Raw genomic sequence first — 15,039 nt, 5'->3', positions numbered from 1 at the left:
GATTATTGTAAGAAATTGCGCAATTGTTTAAGTGCTGTCCATGCATTGGCTTTTAAATGGCTTTGACGCAATAATCGTGCAGGGTGGGGCGATATTACGTAAGGAGTATTGTGCAGATTTTGTGCCAGTATTGTCTGGTCGAGCTGGCTGAATATCTGCCCAAGCAGCAGAATAGCCTGAGGCCGGATATGTTCGATCTGAGCACTCAGATAAGGCAAACAGGCTTGCAGATGCTCATCAGTAATGCGCAGGCTGACATTAGGCGCACACTTCACCTGGCTGGTAAAAAAAACTTCTTCAGCAGTAATATTGATGGCTGCCAGCATATTGCTGAGCAATTTGCCGACTTCTCCGCTGAAAAGCTGCCTGCTGCTGTCGTCGGGCGGTGCAGGATTAGAGCTGATAACCAGAAGCCGTGCATTGCTTGCACCATATCCCGGAAGTGGAGTGCAGCGCTCCTGATGCAAATTGCAGCGAGTGCATGCAGCCAGTGTTGCCGGAATGGATTCGAAGCTGATATTTAATTTATCACTTGTGGTAATGGGGCTGATTTTGCTAGTGTTATCTTCTTTGGTAATCTGTGTTACAGATTCAGTTGCCGGCTGATTGATAATTTGCCGAAGTGCGTCACGATGCCGGTTGGCTGGCTGAGTTGCAGTAATATCAGCCGGCGACGTCTGGTGAGAAGTTCTCACTGGTTGTGAACGGACAGAATTGTCCGGAACAGAGCGCGCAACAGGCCGGGTATCGTTTTTTACTGGCGTATTTGTTTCTGTAATTTCGGAAGGTATCAGATAAGCAGTTTGTGATAACCACATGGGGCCGAGACCCAGCGCTTCGTGCAGATAAAGATAGCGGCTGTCTAGCATGGTTTTTCCATTAATACAGCATCATCACCATTCTGGTAATAATTTTTACGTATGCCACAGGATACAAAACCATTGTTTGTATACAGTTGCAGTGCACCGGAATTGCCGGCACGCACTTCAAGCAATATCCGGTTCAGATGCTGTTGCTTTGCATGCTGGAATAAATGTTCCAGTAATTGTTGTGCATAACCCTGCCTTCTGAAATCTGGATGGGTGTCAAGTAAATGAATTTCAGCTTCCTCAGGCAGTTTTTGCCAGACCAGCATGCTGACAATTCCATGCACAGGCAGGTCGATTACCCATACAGGTTGTGGTGCATAAACCGTATTGGCCAGTTGTGTTGCTGACCATGGCGCCGGATTACACTGTTTTTCAAGCTCATGCAGAGCGGCGACATCAGCGAGAGTGGCGGCACGGATATTCATGCTATCTGACTCGCAGTTCGTCTGGCAGCCTGTTCGGCAGCTGTCAGGGCAATTTTATTGCGGACATAATGCAGGCTGGCATGAGCAGCATCAGTTGCTTTGTAACGACCGGATAAGGCCAGTTGCACATACTCCTGAGCTCCGGGCATAAGATTCTGCCCTGATACGGGTAAATTGATATTCAGCCCGTAAGCATTACCGATACCTGTAGCCTGATGCTGACCGGCCGGCAGACAGATGCTTTCGGCAGTACCCACCAGATAATCACTCAGACGTTTATGATTATGGGTGTCATACCATGCATAGAATAGTTCGTTCATACGTGCGTCTGTTGCGGCCAGTACGCAAGGCTGATCCGGTGCAAGAGCAGCTACAGCATCCAGACAGGGAATGCCAATCAGTGGCAGACTGAATGGCAATGCTAAACCAGTAGCTACACCCAGACCAATGCGTAATCCGGTGAAAGCACCGGGGCCTTGTGCGTAAATGATGGCATCCAGCTGAGACAGTATCAGTCCGGATTCTGCCAGTAACTGCTGTATACGCGGTAATATCAGTTCAGACTGTTTTGCACCGGCTGCTTCGCAGATGCTGTCAGTATGTCCGTTGTGATGCAGTCCCAGTGACAGATAACTGGTGCTGGTATCGATTACAAGCAGACGTGAATCATTGCTAATCATGATGTGTTAATGTATTCGGATAAATTGAATTATACCGTTTTATGCCTTTATTTTTTAGGTTAAATATTGTGCCAGAGTAAAGTTATAGGTAAGGGTAATAAATGCTATTTTTGGGTAATTTTTTGATAAATAATTGTTTATATTCTAGATTTAGTGATTAATTATCACGGCTGGTTTGTACTTTTTCGGGTGTGATGTTAAGTTATATTAGCTGTGCCGGCTGTGAAATTGAATTAAGAATGGAAGTTGTTTGTGGATGAGTTGTATGTAGGGCGTTTTGCCCCCAGCCCTACCGGTTTGTTGCATATTGGTTCGCTGCTTACTGCGGTAGCTTCTTATCTGGATGCGCGCAGCCGGCAGGGACGCTGGCTTGTGCGGATGGAAGATCTGGATCCGCCGCGTGAAATGCCGGGTGCGGCAGCAGCTATTTTATCTGCACTGGAAGCTTTTGAACTGCACTGGGATGGTGAAGTTGTTTATCAGAGCAAGCGTCATCACCTTTATGCTGCAGCTCTGGCGCGATTGAAAGCGCAAGAACTGGTGTATCCGTGCTTTTGCAGCCGAAAAACGATACAGGCTGAAGCACAGGGCATGGGTACGGATGGTTTTATTTATGGCGGACATTGTGCATCTTTGAATGCAGATATGTCTGTCTGTTCAGAGAAAATGCCGGCATGGCGTTTGCGGACTGGTACAGATATAACCGGTTTTACGGATGCAGTACAAGGTTATAAGCAACAGTGTTTATCCAGAGATGTGGGCGATTTTGTTTTGTTGCGGGCAGATGGTTTCTGGGCTTATCAACTGGCGGTCGTAGTTGATGATGCGGATCAGGGAATCAATCATGTAGTACGCGGTCAGGATTTGTTATTATCTACCCCCCGTCAGATTTATTTACAGCAGTTACTGGGTTTTTCACAGCCGGCTTATGCTCATTTACCGTTGCTGACTAATACGCTGGGACAAAAATGGTCAAAACAGACGCAGGCACCTGCATTAGATTTGCGCCGGCGTGAAACTTTACTGCGGCAGGTTCTCACTTATCTCGGGCAGCCGCAGGCACCAGAGGTGGATAGTCTGTCTGATTTGCTGAGCTGGGCGGTGCAGCACTGGCAGCTTAAGCGTATTTCACCACAGGCAATTGCAACAAATTAATGCTGATAGAAAGTTTTAGACAACGAGGGAGAAAAGGGTTGGTTCGAAGTAACTTACATGCATCTGCTCCGCGATTTTATCTGCGCTTATGGCAAAAACGACAACACCGCTCATACCGGCTGGCATGGGTGCTGATGGTTACCGCAGCCGTATTAATTATTGTACAGAGTGCTCTACTGGCTAACCTTTTTGCTTTGTGGCTTAATGGAGAGGATGTAACTGAGACTTTATTTCAGTTTTTACCTTATCTATTAATCTGCTGGCTGTTGCGGCCGTTACTGAACTATTTTAAAGACCGGTTGCTATTACGGGCAAGTGTGGCAATCAGATTACAGTTACGCAGTCAGTTAATGAAAGCACTGGCATTACTGGGACCTGAGCGTAGCCAGTATGGCAGTGATGGAGCTCTGTCTACAATGGTTTTGGAACAGGTAGATGCTCTGGATGGATATTTAAGCCGTTATGTTCTGCAACAGCAACTTGCAGTACTGATGCCGGTACTGATTGCTGCGGCTACCTGTTTTTATAGTCCATTTGCTGCTGCACTATTATTGCTGACTGCGCCACTGGTTCCGATTTTTATGATTTTGCTCGGACAGGCGGCAGCACGTAAAAATCGTGCGCAGTTTTCAGCACTGGCGGCTTTAAGCGGACGTTTTCTGGATTTGCTGCGGGGTCTGCCCACGTTACGTCGTTTAGGTGCTCAGTTGCAGGCACAGAAGACTATTGATGCCGCTGCTGAGTCTTATCGGGTGCGAACAATGGCGGTATTACGGCTGGCATTTCTGTCTACAGCCGTTCTGGAACTGTTTGCTTCACTGGCGATTGCACTGGTGGCTGTCTATCTGGGTCTCGGGCTGCTGGGCGTATTGCCCTGGGCAAACGGACAAATACCGGTACCTTATCAGGGGGCATTATTTATTTTATTGCTGGCGCCGGAATTTTATGCACCATTGCGTCAGCTTGGTGCTGATTATCATGATAAAGCTAAGGCAGAGGCAGCAGCCGAGACATTAATGCCACTATATAAAGTGGTCGAAAATATTCCTGCTGTTTCTGAAGAAGTTGATTTTGTATTGCAAACACCTCCCAGTTTGCGCGCAGATTATCTGGTGGTATACGGACGTGATGAACGTATCCGTCTGCCGCAATTCAGTTTTTGCATAGAAGCCGGAGAACGTGTTCTGCTCAGAGGAGCGAGTGGCAGTGGAAAATCCAGTCTGCTGCAGGCCTTACTGGGGTTTGCTCCTTACTCTGGTACTTTATGGATCAATCAGCATAATTATGCTGAATTAAATTTACCGCTATTACGACAGTCGGTGGCTTATCTGGCACAGACGCCACCAATATTGTCACTATCAGTTGCCGAAAATTTGCGGCTGGCCAGCCCGGATGCTACGGATGAAGAATTGCAGCAGGTACTGCAACAAGTAGGACTGTGGGTATTAATTCAGCGTTTACCTCATCAAATGGATACACAACTGGGTGAGCGTGGTCGTGGAATGTCCGGCGGACAGTTACAACGACTGGCGCTGGCACAAATGCTGTTACGAAAAGCACCGTTATGGCTGCTGGATGAACCAACCGCTCATCTGGATGCGCAAACAGCATCGGAAATTATGCAGTTGCTGGCGCAGCTGAGTATCGGTAAAACGGTGATACTCGTTAGTCATGATATTAGTTTTGCCGGATGGGTTGATAGGGAAATCATGCTGACTGACCGGCAGGAGCAATTACGATGAAGCGTTATCATTTGTTATGGTCACAACAGCAGCTGAAACTGTCTAATTTATTGCTGAGTCGCAAGAGTGCCTGGTTACTGGCATGGTTATTAGGGCAGGTAACGGCTATAGCCAGTATCGGACTGCTGGCTCTGTCCGGCTGGTTTATTACTGCTGCCGGGCTGGCCGGAATAATAAGTCTGGCAACAGCTTACACCTTTAACTATTTTACTCCGGCAGGGGTGATCCGTTTGCTGGCGATTGTGCGTACCGCGGGGCGCTATGGTGAGCGTCTTGGTTCACATGATGCAGTACTGGGTCTTCTGGCTGATTTACGCAGCGGGCTGTTTTCTCGTCTGGCTACAGGTAAACAGCAGCAACAGAACGCTCTGCGGCAGATGCATTCTTTACTGAGTGATATTGAATTGCTGAATAACTGGCCGCTTAATGTTGTATTGCCATGGTTATGGGCATTATTCATGTTGCTGGGCATTCTGGGGCTAACTTTAATTGTGGCCGGCAGCAAACTGACATTGTATCTGTCTATTCCATTATTTCTGGCAACTGTCGTGATTCCGGCATTGGCTGCACTGTACGGACAAAACTGGGGCAAACAGCAGGCAGGATTGGCTGAAAAGCGGCGTACAGCTTTATTGCAACCACTTGAAGCAATAACAGCTTTGTTGCAATGGCAGCAATGGTCACGCTTTGCAACGGTTTTTCATGCCGAAGATCAATATTATGTCTCTGGCCAGTTGCATCAGCAGCAACTGGCAGGAAGAGTAGTATTGTTACAGCAGGTATTGATGGCTGCAGCAGTGGCTGTTTTGTTATGGTTGGGAAGTGAGCGTTTCGGTGGCGATGCAAACCTTTCAGTAGCCATGTTGCTGGCGCTGGTGCTGGCTGTATTTGGTTTTACAGAACTGGTGCTGGTACTGGGTATGAATATGATGACCTATGGTCTGTGTCAGGCTGCATGCATACGTCTTAATGCAATTACGCCCGCACTGACTGTTGAAGAATCAGATAAAAAGCCTTTACCGGCACAACTGCATTTACAGGCGCGTGCATTACAGGCACGCTGGCCGGATGCGCTGAACGGAGCGGAAAATGTCAGTTTTGATTTGGTTAACGGTAATATTTTGTTGCTGCAAGGAGCATCTGGTGCCGGGAAATCAACTTTGCTGGCAGTATTAGCGGGGGAACTGGAACCAGCAGCAGGGCAATTGTGTTGTAATCAGCAACCGTTTTCAGCATGGCAGTGGCAGGGAGAGGTGGGTTATCTGGCTCAGCAACTGGATATATTTGATTTAACTCTGGCTGAGAATCTGCGTTTGGGTAAAGCTGATGCTACTGAGGATGAGTTGTGGTCAGTACTTTCCAGCGTCGGGCTGGCTGTATGGGCTGAAAATCAGCCCCAGCTTCTGGAGACACGTCTGGGAGAATATGGAGCAGCTGTGTCAGGAGGGCAGGCACGTCGTATTGCTTTGGCACGTTTACTGCTGCGTCCTTATAAAATACTGATACTGGATGAACCGTTTGCCGGTATTGATGAGCAGGCACAGGCAGAGCTGGCTTCTGTGCTGCAACAGCATCAGCGGCAAGGTATTCTGATTGTAGCAAGCCATCAGACTAATCCGTGGTCTGAGGCTCAGATTTTGCAAATAAATTGAATAAATTCTGAATAAATTTTTAGCTGATTTACTTTTCTGGCAGCCATTTTGTGGCTGCCTTTATTTGATCTAGATCAAATAAATAACTAATAACAAATTTTAACAAAGACATTGTATTATAATTTCTAAATATATATTTTTAGCATTTATAATGTAAAAGTAAAATATATAATATTTTTAACAATAGAAGTTTAGTTTATTTTTAATTTTACATATTTAATGTAAACTTAAATAACTATATTTATTTGTTAAATTTATGCATTAGTTTAATATTTCCGATTTGTATAGTATATTAAATTCTATTAAATTGAAATATTTATCAATGCCGGTTTAAAGATAAATATAATTTTTATTAATATAAATTACAGGAACAAAGCCATGGATTTAGTGGAACTGTCAAGGCTGCAGTTTGCGCTGGTCGCGCTTTATCATTTTTTATTTGTACCGCTAACATTGGGGATAGTATGGATTCTGGTAATAATGGAATCCACTTATGTGTTAACCGGTAAGCAGATATATAAAGATATGACGCGATTCTGGGGCAAATTGTTCGGCATCAATTTTGCTCTGGGTGTAACTACCGGTATAACAATGGAATTCCAGTTTGGTACCAACTGGTCATATTATTCGCATTATGTGGGGGATATTTTTGGTGCGCCATTGGCTATTGAAGCGCTGATGGCATTTTTTCTGGAATCCACTTTTGTAGGCCTGTTCTTTTTTGGCTGGGAAAGACTGAGCCGGCCTGGTCATCTATTAGTTACCATTCTTATGGCACTTGGTTCCAATCTGTCTGCATTGTGGATTCTGGTAGCCAATGGCTGGATGCAGGATCCGGTAGGGGCGCATTTCAATTTTGAATCAATGCGTATGGAAATGACCAGTTTTACTGACATTTTCCTGAATGAAGTAGCGCAGAATAAATTTGTACATACAGTCTCTGCCGGTTATGTAACCGCTGCGGTTTTCGTGATGTCTATTTCTGCCTGGTATTTGCTGAAACGTCAGGATATCGAATTTGCCAAAAAAAGCTTTCGTATTGCCGTAGCTTTTGGTGTGGCTTCAATTCTGTCAGTTATTATCCTGGGTGATGAATCCGGTTATACCGTGGGAAAATCACAGCAAACTAAAATGGCGACACTGGAAGCCATGTGGGAAACAGAACCGGCTCCGGCTTCGTTTAATCTGATTGCTCTGCCAAATGAGCAGAAAATGGAAAATGATTTCGCTATCGAAATTCCATGGGTAATGGGTTTAATCGGTACCCGGTCACTGGATAAACAGATTCCGGGAATTAAGGAAATCATTGCTGAGAATACGGAGCGTATTCGCAATGGCCGGGAAGCTGTGATTGCGCTGGAAACATTGCGTAAAGACCGTACAGATGCACAAGCACAGGCTGCCATGAAAAAATATGGCGATGATCTGGGCTTTGGCTTACTGCTTAAATCCTATGTGCCGGATGTACGTCAGGCTACTGAATCTGATATCGCACATGCAGCCCGGGAAACAATTCCGCGTGTCGCTCCGATGTTCTGGAGTTTCCGCATCATGGTATTGTGTGGCTGTCTGCTGCTGTTGCTGATGGTTGTAGCATTTTATACTTCGGTTAGAAATAGTTTTGCAGATAAACGCTGGTTGCTTAAATGGGTGTTCTGGAGTTTACCATTGCCCTGGCTGGCCTGTGAGGCAGGATGGTTTGTTGCGGAGTATGGACGCCAGCCATGGACAGTATATGGTGTACTACCGACTAATCTTTCGGCTTCTTCGCTGACAGCTGCTAGTCTCTGGGGATCAATTTTCGGTTTTGTAACGCTGTACACAATCTTATTAATTGTGGAAGTGTATCTGATGGTACGGTTTTCCCGTCAGGGCCCGGGTTCACTGGGTACAGGGCGTTATGCTAATGAAGCAGAACATTAGGAGTAGACCATGGAATTCTTGGATTATTCGGTATTAAAATTCATCTGGTGGTTGTTGCTGGGTGTTCTGCTGATTGGCTTTGCCATCATGGACGGGCAGGATATGGGGGCAGGTTGTCTGCTTCCGTTTGTTGGCAGAAACGATAACGAGCGCCGTGTCATTATTAATTCAATAGCCCCGCACTGGGATGGTAATCAGGTATGGTTTCTTACTGGTGGTGGTGCTATTTTTGCAGCATGGCCATATGCTTATGCGACAGCATTTTCCGGCTTTTACTGGGCAATGATGGCTGTGCTGTGGGCAATGTTTTTCCGTCCGGTAGGATTTGACTATCGCAGTAAAATCAATAATGCCCGCTGGCGTACTACCTGGGACTGGTTACTGTTTGTCGGCAGTTTTGTGCCGCCGCTGATTTTCGGTGTGGCTTTCGGTAATCTGCTGCTGGGGGTGCCATTTCATTTTGATGATGATTTGCGTTCTTTCTATACTGGTTCATTCTGGGCTTTGCTCAATCCTTTCAGTTTGTTGTGTGGTGTGGTATCGGCTGCAATGATTACCTTTCATGGTGCGATTTATCTGGCATTGCGCACAGATGAACAGGTAAGACAACGTGCACTGCGTGCCAGCACAATTGCTCTGATTGTTGTGGTAATCGCATTCTCACTGGCCGGTATCTGGGTCAATATGGGAATTAATGGTTACAGCATGGTTGAGGGAAGTTATTTGCCCGGAGCTTCACCTGATCCGCTGAATAAACAGGTGGTCAGTGCCACTGGTGCATGGATGAATAACTATCAGCAATATCCGCTGCTGTTAGTGATACCGGTACTGGCTTATGTTGGTTTTATAGTGGCATGGCTTCTGGCAAAAGGCGGGAAGAATTTTGTAGCATTCTGGTTTTCAGCATTGGGTCTTGGCGGCGTAATCAGTACCGCTGGTGTATCCATGTTCCCCTTTATCATGCCTTCAAGCACAGATTTGCGCTCCAGCCTGACGGTATGGGATGCCAGTTCGAGTGAATTTACTCTTAAAATTATGCTGGTGGTGGCATTAATTTTCGTGCCGCTAATGTTGTGTTATACCAGCTGGTGTTATCGGGTGATGCGCGGTAAGGTAACTACCGACATGATTCGCAAAAATGACCATAGCCTGTATTAAATTCGGCTTAGTCTGCCGCTGGTATTTTAGCCGGCAGACAAGCCAGTAAAACAAGGAGTATTTTATGTGGTATTTTGCCTGGTGTTTAGGTATTGGTTTTGCCATACTGCTTGGAGTAGTAAATGCATTATGGGGTGAATATCAGCAAGACAGAGATAAGTTAGATCAGCAATCACAACAATGAAATAGTGTATGCCAATCTGATACATTCTGTTACTGAATTAATTAATTTTAAAAAAGTTCCTTTGGTTTGCTGTATACCAGTTTGCTTGGTATACAGCTTTTTCTTTTATACTAAAGGTAATACAAAGGTAATAATTGTATTTATTGAAATGATTTGTTCATTATTGTTTGATTTACAGTAAATTTGATGTATTTTGCTGGAAAGTGCTGGTTTTTTGTATTAGTATAATTAATGAATATAATCTTCGGAAAGGAATCCGAATGAATAAATCTATGCGTAATAGTCTGATTTTTGCTATTGGGCTGGTTGTAGCAGCAGGTGTTAGTGCTAAGGAAATCAAAGTAGCCAGTAATAACACTGCATATGCGCCGGAAGAGGTACAGAAACTGGCCAATACAGCAGTAAAAATGGGTGTAAAAGAACCTCTGAATATGAACGTTGCTTCCGGTAATCTCATTGTTACCGGCAGTAGTGACACTAAATGTATATTTAAAGTAGGTACGGCAAAAACGCCACAAATTAGCGGTATCAGCTGTAAATAAATAGAAAATAGCTATTACAATCAAAAGATGAAAAACTGACCTGTTCATAGTAACTGGTCAGTTTTTTTATCGGTAATAGTATTATGAAAATTAGAAGAAAGAGTGAAAAGATTAATGTATCTTGGAGAAAAATTTACTCTTTCGATTGGTTTTTATAAATTTTATTTTCAGCAATATAATCTTTCCATCAGCTTTTATTTTGGTTTTTACTTGCATGAAGGGCAGAAAATGAAAATTTGCGATGATTGTATTTGTGTAAGTAATTTGAGATTCAGTAAACCGACCTTTATACTGCGCTTTGCTGAATAGTCTGTTTGTAATAAAACAGGTACATCTACGGTTTAATTAATTGAATAATGGGGAATTGATATGTGGTTAGGTATAGCAGCAGTTAATCTGGCTTTGGCGGTAATGCTGGGTGCATTTGGTGCACACGGATTAAAACATATGGCCAGTGTGCAGCAACTGGAATGGTGGCATACAGCAACACAGTATTTTTTCTGGCATGCATTGGGATTACTGGTATTAGGCGTACTGGCAAAAGCAGTACCGGCATTTATGGTAAAAATACCGTTTTCTTTACTACAGCTGGGATTGATTATTTTTTGTGGTTCACTGTATCTGATGGCTTTGGGTTTGCCACGCTGGCTCGGTGCAATTACCCCCGTTGGCGGTGTTTTAATGATTGCCGGCTGGCTGACTCTGGCATGGCTGGCTTTTAAGCAGCAGTAAAATTTACGGAACCTGACAGGAGGTTGCTATGTGCGGTAATGTTTATTCAATGATAATGAGTTTCTTACTGGCAGGCAGTCTGTGTGCTTGTAGCCATTCAGCAGCTGTTACAGCTAATAGTTCTGCTCAGGTTTTCAACCAATCAGTGTCGCCAGTTGCTTATCAGCAGGCCGATAATTACTTCATTAAAAATACGGTAACCGGATTAGTCCCGAGACACATTAGTTCATCTGTTGAGTTTGCCCGTTATTTCGGTATGGCTGCAACTATGGGGAAAAATGGGAAACCAACTCCTATTGATTTTGCAGCTCATGATGTAATTGTATATGATGCCGGAATCGTGCAAAAGCAGCTGGAAATTACGCCCTTAACCTTAAATTATGCTCAGGATAAGCTGGTATTAGATGTACGCATTCGTTCTGGAGCAAGACAAAGTTATCAGATGCATCCGTTTGTAATTTTGATTGTGCCTAAAAACTTACCTGATAAAGTGGAATTCAAATTGCTACAACCATAAGCAGTAAAGATATGGTTGGTGTTTTATGGCCAGTAACTGGTTATTATCTGAAAAAAGCAGTCTGTATAAACAGACTGCTTTTTGCATAAATAGGAGGATTAGTCCTGTGCAAGTACCACAAGTTTGTGATTAACAAATTCTTTAATGCCCAGATCACTTAGTTCACGTCCGAAGCCTGAACGTTTAATTCCGCCAAACGGCAATTCAGCCACGGAATCACCGAAGCGGTTAATAAACACCATACCGGTTTCAATTCGCGAAGCCAGTTTTTTAGCGCGTTCAATATCTTTACTGAAAACAGTTCCGCCCAGACCAAAATTAGAATCATTAGCCAGTGTAATTGCCTCTTCGTCATTTTTTACAATATACAACTGTGCCACGGGACCGAAAAACTCTTCAAAGTAGGCCGGATTATCCCGGCTGATATCTGTAATCAGTGTAGGGGTAAAGAAATTGCCTTCAGCAGGTTTGTTACCGCATAAAACTTTAGCACCATGAGCAACGGCAGCATCAAGCTGCTCTTGTAGTGTATCCTTGCTTTTACGAGATGAAAGTGGTGCCAGTGTCGTATTTTCATCCAGCGGATCGCCCATCACTACTTGGGCAAAATCTTCCTGAACAATCCGGGTGAATTGTTCAGCCACTTTTTCATGCACGATAAAACGTTTTGCTGCAATACATACCTGACCGGCGTTAAACAAGCGTCCTGCTACTGCGGTATGTGCGGCGGCTACTACATCTGCATCATCTGTAACAACGAATACATCGTTACCGCCCAGTTCCATAGTAGATTTTTTCAGTTTATTGCCAGCCTGTCCGGCTACAATACTGCCGGCACCTTCTGAGCCTGTCAGAGCCACACCCTGTACGCGTTTGTCACCGATAATGGTTTCTATCTGCTCAGGAGTTACAAACAGATTGGTATAAGTACCGGCTGGTGCCTGGGCTTCATGCAGCAGATCTTCCACTAGTTGCGCACATTGCGGAACATTACTGGCATGTTTGGCTACAACCGGATTGCCCACAGCAATAGCCGGTGCAATAACCCGGATAAGCTGGTAAATAGGAAAATTCCATGGTTCAACTGCCAGAATGATACCGATTGGATGATGTTCCACCCAGCCTTTGCCCAGTTTGCTCGGATAGGCCGCCGGTTTTAGCAATTCTGCAGCCTGTTTTGCATAGTACTGGACAATTTCAATGCAATTAACAATTTCATTACGGCTCTCTGCAATACGTTTACCCATATCCAATGTGATAATACGGGCAATTTTTTCCTGATGCCGTGTCATAATTTCAGCCAGGCGTTGTAGTAATGCCTGTCTTTCGCTGATATTTTCCGGTTGCGACCATTCAGACTTATATAAAGCATGTGCCTGAGTCAGTGCGTTTTCTACTTCAGCATCTGTATGATTGGAAAAAGTTCTGGCCAGCTCGCCAGTAAACGGATTGATAGATTGATAAGCCATGTTCAGCTATCCTCCACAAGTAAGATTGTAAGAATATTTTGTCTGTAAAAATGCAGAGCAGAAGAAAGCAGCTGTCTGAATCATACTGAAACAGGTTTAATTCGATTAATAAATGTTAACAAAAGCTGCTAATGATTGTACGGCAGAGGAAAAGTTGCTGTAAAGAAGCTTATAAGGATGAATGTAGTGGTTTGGGTAAAGGATATTCAACACCATTATAATGTAATGTGTATTTTCTTTTTATTGACTTAGTTACTTCTTCAACACATTTCCCTTTTTTATTTAATTTACCAATTTGTTTTTGTTCATTATATGAAATAATCAGATCTTTATAATTATTGGTTGTGTTTTTTCCTAATAATAAAGCAGCATTTTTGCTATGGAATTCAGCAATACAATTATCATCCAATTCACCACCATCGTTTTTTAATACTAACTTATTAACAACCAGATTCAGTTTTTCATTTTTTTGCACATAGAGATTAATTATTTGTTCAGAGAAAGGAAAAATACGGGAATAATTTCTAAAGTTAGCACGAACACCAAAAGCTCGGGATTCATTATTAAGCTGATAATGAGCAGTATCGATTTCAAAATCAGTTAATTCAACAGCGTCACTATAAAATGCATCCTGTTCCCATTTATGAGCAATTAATTCACCACTTTGCGTATTCACAAGCAAAACATCAAGATCATAATAAATTGTCCCTTCAATTTCATTAGGAATTGGTAAAACCACAATTGTTTTACTTTTATCAGCAGGCCATATCTTACAAACTGCATTATCACTGTCGCGAGAAGAATGATATTTTTCAAGTAAATGATTAATCCATTTTTCACAGTTAGCACTACTTACCATAGGAAAGCAAAGAGTGATGACTAGTAATAATTTTTTTAAGTTTTTCATTGGGTATTTTTTATTATTAGTAAGAATTTACTTTTAAGTGAAAATGTAAGATTGCCTATAGTTTTTGATTCTTTCGAATCTAAACAAAAAATTTAATTAAGTTAATTGAATTTCAATTAAAATTTACATAATTTGTATTGGAACATTAATTAAATTTATAAATATAATCATTCCGTGATTTTACTCATGTAATAACAGGAGCTGGCATTATAATTTAGATTGATAATCTAAAGCATTCTAATTTTTAATATCTTCTTTATATAACACGAAATAATTTCAATCTGATCATCAGAATCTTCTATTTAATGAATAAAATTCATTGCAACAGAAGCATTCAGTAATGTTGGTTTGGCACTTAAATCTGATTTGATGCTAATAGAATTTAGTATCACAGCCAGACTATGACTCGTACTACGAAGGGGCCGGCCAGTACCATAAATAAACCAGCCAGAATCATAGTCAGGCTGGCAACCACGCCTTCATCAGCATTACGCTGAATTGCCCGCGAAGTACCAAATCCATGTGCGGCATTACCAAATGCAGCACCATTAGCCAGATGCAGACGGCTGCGGCTTAATGCCAGTGTGATATCACCGAAGAGCATACCTGCCAGTCCGGTTATGATGGTGAATACGGATACCAGCGCCGCTGAACCATGAATTTTGTCAGCAAGCTCAATGGCAAACGGAGTAGATACGGAACGTGCCATCAGGCTGTAGGTTACTTCGTGGTTAAAATGAAACAGACGAGCCATCAGATAAGCACTACCCACTCCGACAAACATTCCCACAATAATAGCTGTCATCAGAATCGGTAACTGACGTTTCATTACATCACGATATTGATAAATTGGAATGGCAAAAGCAACAGTGGCAGGGCCAAGTAAGCCGGAAATATAACGCGTATATTGATTATATTGTGTATAACTGATGTCCAGCCATTGCATGAGGGCTATGGTTAATACACTAAAAGTAATGGCGGGTGACAAAAATATAACCGGTTTGGCGCGATAGCATTTTTTTGCCAGTGCATACAATGCAATTGTCCAGATAAAACAGCCGGTAGCAACTATATTCATAACAGA

The 15,039-nt window shown here is 43.2% G+C and carries 15 protein-coding genes; 9 read left to right on the top strand and 6 right to left on the bottom strand.

Annotated features, from left to right (window positions below; all coding sequences use genetic code 11):
* Positions 1–2 precede the first annotated feature (2 nt).
* Genes H3U82_RS06020 through tsaB form a run of 3 tightly spaced genes read right to left on the bottom strand, consistent with a single transcriptional unit; the run spans position 3 to position 1,974 of the window.
* Positions 3–869 carry a uracil-DNA glycosylase family protein gene (locus tag H3U82_RS06020; protein WP_198209647.1) on the bottom strand — a complete coding sequence of 289 codons (867 nt, stop codon included), beginning with the start codon at positions 867–869 and terminating at the stop codon, positions 3–5.
* A complete protein-coding gene (gene rimI / locus H3U82_RS06015; protein WP_037393521.1) occupies positions 863–1,294 on the bottom strand; it encodes a ribosomal protein S18-alanine N-acetyltransferase in 432 nt (143 codons plus the stop codon). The genes H3U82_RS06020 and rimI overlap by 7 nt, the downstream gene beginning before the upstream one ends.
* Complete coding sequence (gene tsaB / locus H3U82_RS06010; protein WP_025330268.1) at positions 1,291–1,974, bottom strand: tRNA (adenosine(37)-N6)-threonylcarbamoyltransferase complex dimerization subunit type 1 TsaB; 684 nt, start codon at positions 1,972–1,974, stop codon at positions 1,291–1,293. The genes rimI and tsaB overlap by 4 nt, the downstream gene beginning before the upstream one ends.
* Before the next feature lie 261 nt (positions 1,975–2,235).
* Here tsaB and gluQRS point away from each other — a divergent pair, with 261 nt between their 5' ends.
* The 9 genes from gluQRS (at position 2,236) to H3U82_RS05965 (ending at position 11,579) form a co-directional block, all read left to right on the top strand.
* Positions 2,236–3,129 carry a tRNA glutamyl-Q(34) synthetase GluQRS gene (gluQRS, locus tag H3U82_RS06005; protein WP_198209996.1) on the top strand — a complete coding sequence of 298 codons (894 nt, stop codon included), beginning with the start codon at positions 2,236–2,238 and terminating at the stop codon, positions 3,127–3,129.
* Positions 3,130–3,167: 38 nt separating this feature from the next.
* Complete coding sequence (cydD, locus tag H3U82_RS06000) at positions 3,168–4,871, top strand: thiol reductant ABC exporter subunit CydD (protein ID WP_171991503.1); 1,704 nt, start codon at positions 3,168–3,170, stop codon at positions 4,869–4,871.
* Positions 4,868–6,523, top strand: a complete 1,656-nt coding sequence (locus tag H3U82_RS05995) for an amino acid ABC transporter ATP-binding/permease protein (RefSeq protein WP_025330271.1) — start codon at positions 4,868–4,870, stop codon at positions 6,521–6,523. Before cydD ends, H3U82_RS05995 begins: the two co-directional genes overlap by 4 nt.
* Before the next feature lie 378 nt (positions 6,524–6,901).
* Positions 6,902–8,446, top strand: a complete 1,545-nt coding sequence (locus H3U82_RS05990) for a cytochrome ubiquinol oxidase subunit I (protein WP_084565427.1) — start codon at positions 6,902–6,904, stop codon at positions 8,444–8,446.
* A gap of 9 nt (positions 8,447–8,455) precedes the next feature.
* A complete protein-coding gene (gene cydB / locus H3U82_RS05985) occupies positions 8,456–9,604 on the top strand; it encodes a cytochrome d ubiquinol oxidase subunit II (RefSeq protein ID WP_110414027.1) in 1,149 nt (382 codons plus the stop codon).
* Between the two features lie 64 nt (positions 9,605–9,668).
* Entirely contained in the window at positions 9,669–9,788 is a 120-nt protein-coding gene (cydX, locus tag H3U82_RS05980) for a cytochrome bd-I oxidase subunit CydX (protein WP_025330274.1), read from the top strand.
* Positions 9,789–10,048: 260 nt separating this feature from the next.
* On the top strand, positions 10,049–10,330 hold the full coding sequence (locus H3U82_RS05975) for a hypothetical protein (protein WP_084553978.1): 282 nt from the start codon (positions 10,049–10,051) through the stop codon (positions 10,328–10,330).
* A gap of 369 nt (positions 10,331–10,699) precedes the next feature.
* On the top strand, positions 10,700–11,062 hold the full coding sequence (locus H3U82_RS05970) for a DUF423 domain-containing protein (RefSeq protein WP_084565425.1): 363 nt from the start codon (positions 10,700–10,702) through the stop codon (positions 11,060–11,062).
* Between the two features lie 28 nt (positions 11,063–11,090).
* Positions 11,091–11,579 (top strand): hypothetical protein, encoded by a 489-nt coding sequence (locus tag H3U82_RS05965; RefSeq protein WP_198209645.1) that lies wholly within the window; start codon positions 11,091–11,093, stop codon positions 11,577–11,579.
* 98 nt (positions 11,580–11,677) lie between these two features.
* On the opposite strand, the gene H3U82_RS05960 is transcribed toward H3U82_RS05965, so the two are convergent.
* The 3 genes from H3U82_RS05960 to H3U82_RS05950 form a co-directional block, all read right to left on the bottom strand.
* The gene (locus H3U82_RS05960; protein ID WP_198209643.1) at positions 11,678–13,048 is read right to left on the bottom strand and encodes an NAD-dependent succinate-semialdehyde dehydrogenase; all 1,371 of its coding nucleotides are present in this window, start codon (positions 13,046–13,048) and stop codon (positions 11,678–11,680) included.
* A 169-nt stretch (positions 13,049–13,217) separates the two neighbouring features.
* Positions 13,218–13,955: a hypothetical protein gene (locus H3U82_RS05955; protein ID WP_198209641.1), complete on the bottom strand. Its 738-nt coding sequence runs from the start codon at positions 13,953–13,955 to the stop codon at positions 13,218–13,220.
* A gap of 388 nt (positions 13,956–14,343) precedes the next feature.
* On the bottom strand, positions 14,344–15,033 hold the full coding sequence (locus tag H3U82_RS05950; RefSeq protein ID WP_198209639.1) for an LrgB family protein: 690 nt from the start codon (positions 15,031–15,033) through the stop codon (positions 14,344–14,346).
* Between the last annotated feature and the right edge of the window lie 6 nt (positions 15,034–15,039).

The organism is Snodgrassella sp. W8132 (assembly GCF_016100865.1).
Classification (GTDB): Bacteria; Pseudomonadota; Gammaproteobacteria; order Burkholderiales; family Neisseriaceae; genus Snodgrassella; species Snodgrassella alvi.
This window is presented reverse-complemented; position numbering and strand designations above follow the sequence as displayed.

Excerpts from the sequence above, each read along its gene's own strand:
- H3U82_RS06020 (WP_198209647.1), bottom strand. The coding sequence starts at position 869 with ATGCTAGACAGCCGCTATCTTTATCTGCACGAAGCGCTGGGTCTCGGC.
- rimI (WP_037393521.1), bottom strand. The coding sequence starts at position 1,294 with ATGAATATCCGTGCCGCCACTCTCGCTGATGTCGCCGCTCTGCATGAG.
- tsaB (WP_025330268.1), bottom strand. The coding sequence starts at position 1,974 with ATGATTAGCAATGATTCACGTCTGCTTGTAATCGATACCAGCACCAGT.
- H3U82_RS05995 (WP_025330271.1), top strand. The coding sequence starts at position 4,868 with ATGAAGCGTTATCATTTGTTATGGTCACAACAGCAGCTGAAACTGTCT.
- H3U82_RS05990 (WP_084565427.1), top strand. The coding sequence starts at position 6,902 with ATGGATTTAGTGGAACTGTCAAGGCTGCAGTTTGCGCTGGTCGCGCTT.
- cydB (WP_110414027.1), top strand. The coding sequence starts at position 8,456 with ATGGAATTCTTGGATTATTCGGTATTAAAATTCATCTGGTGGTTGTTG.
- cydX (WP_025330274.1), top strand. The coding sequence starts at position 9,669 with ATGTGGTATTTTGCCTGGTGTTTAGGTATTGGTTTTGCCATACTGCTT.
- H3U82_RS05975 (WP_084553978.1), top strand. The coding sequence starts at position 10,049 with ATGAATAAATCTATGCGTAATAGTCTGATTTTTGCTATTGGGCTGGTT.
- H3U82_RS05970 (WP_084565425.1), top strand. The coding sequence starts at position 10,700 with ATGTGGTTAGGTATAGCAGCAGTTAATCTGGCTTTGGCGGTAATGCTG.
- H3U82_RS05965 (WP_198209645.1), top strand. The coding sequence starts at position 11,091 with ATGTGCGGTAATGTTTATTCAATGATAATGAGTTTCTTACTGGCAGGC.
- H3U82_RS05960 (WP_198209643.1), bottom strand. The coding sequence starts at position 13,048 with ATGGCTTATCAATCTATCAATCCGTTTACTGGCGAGCTGGCCAGAACT.
- H3U82_RS05955 (WP_198209641.1), bottom strand. The coding sequence starts at position 13,955 with ATGAAAAACTTAAAAAAATTATTACTAGTCATCACTCTTTGCTTTCCT.
- H3U82_RS05950 (WP_198209639.1), bottom strand. The coding sequence starts at position 15,033 with ATGAATATAGTTGCTACCGGCTGTTTTATCTGGACAATTGCATTGTAT.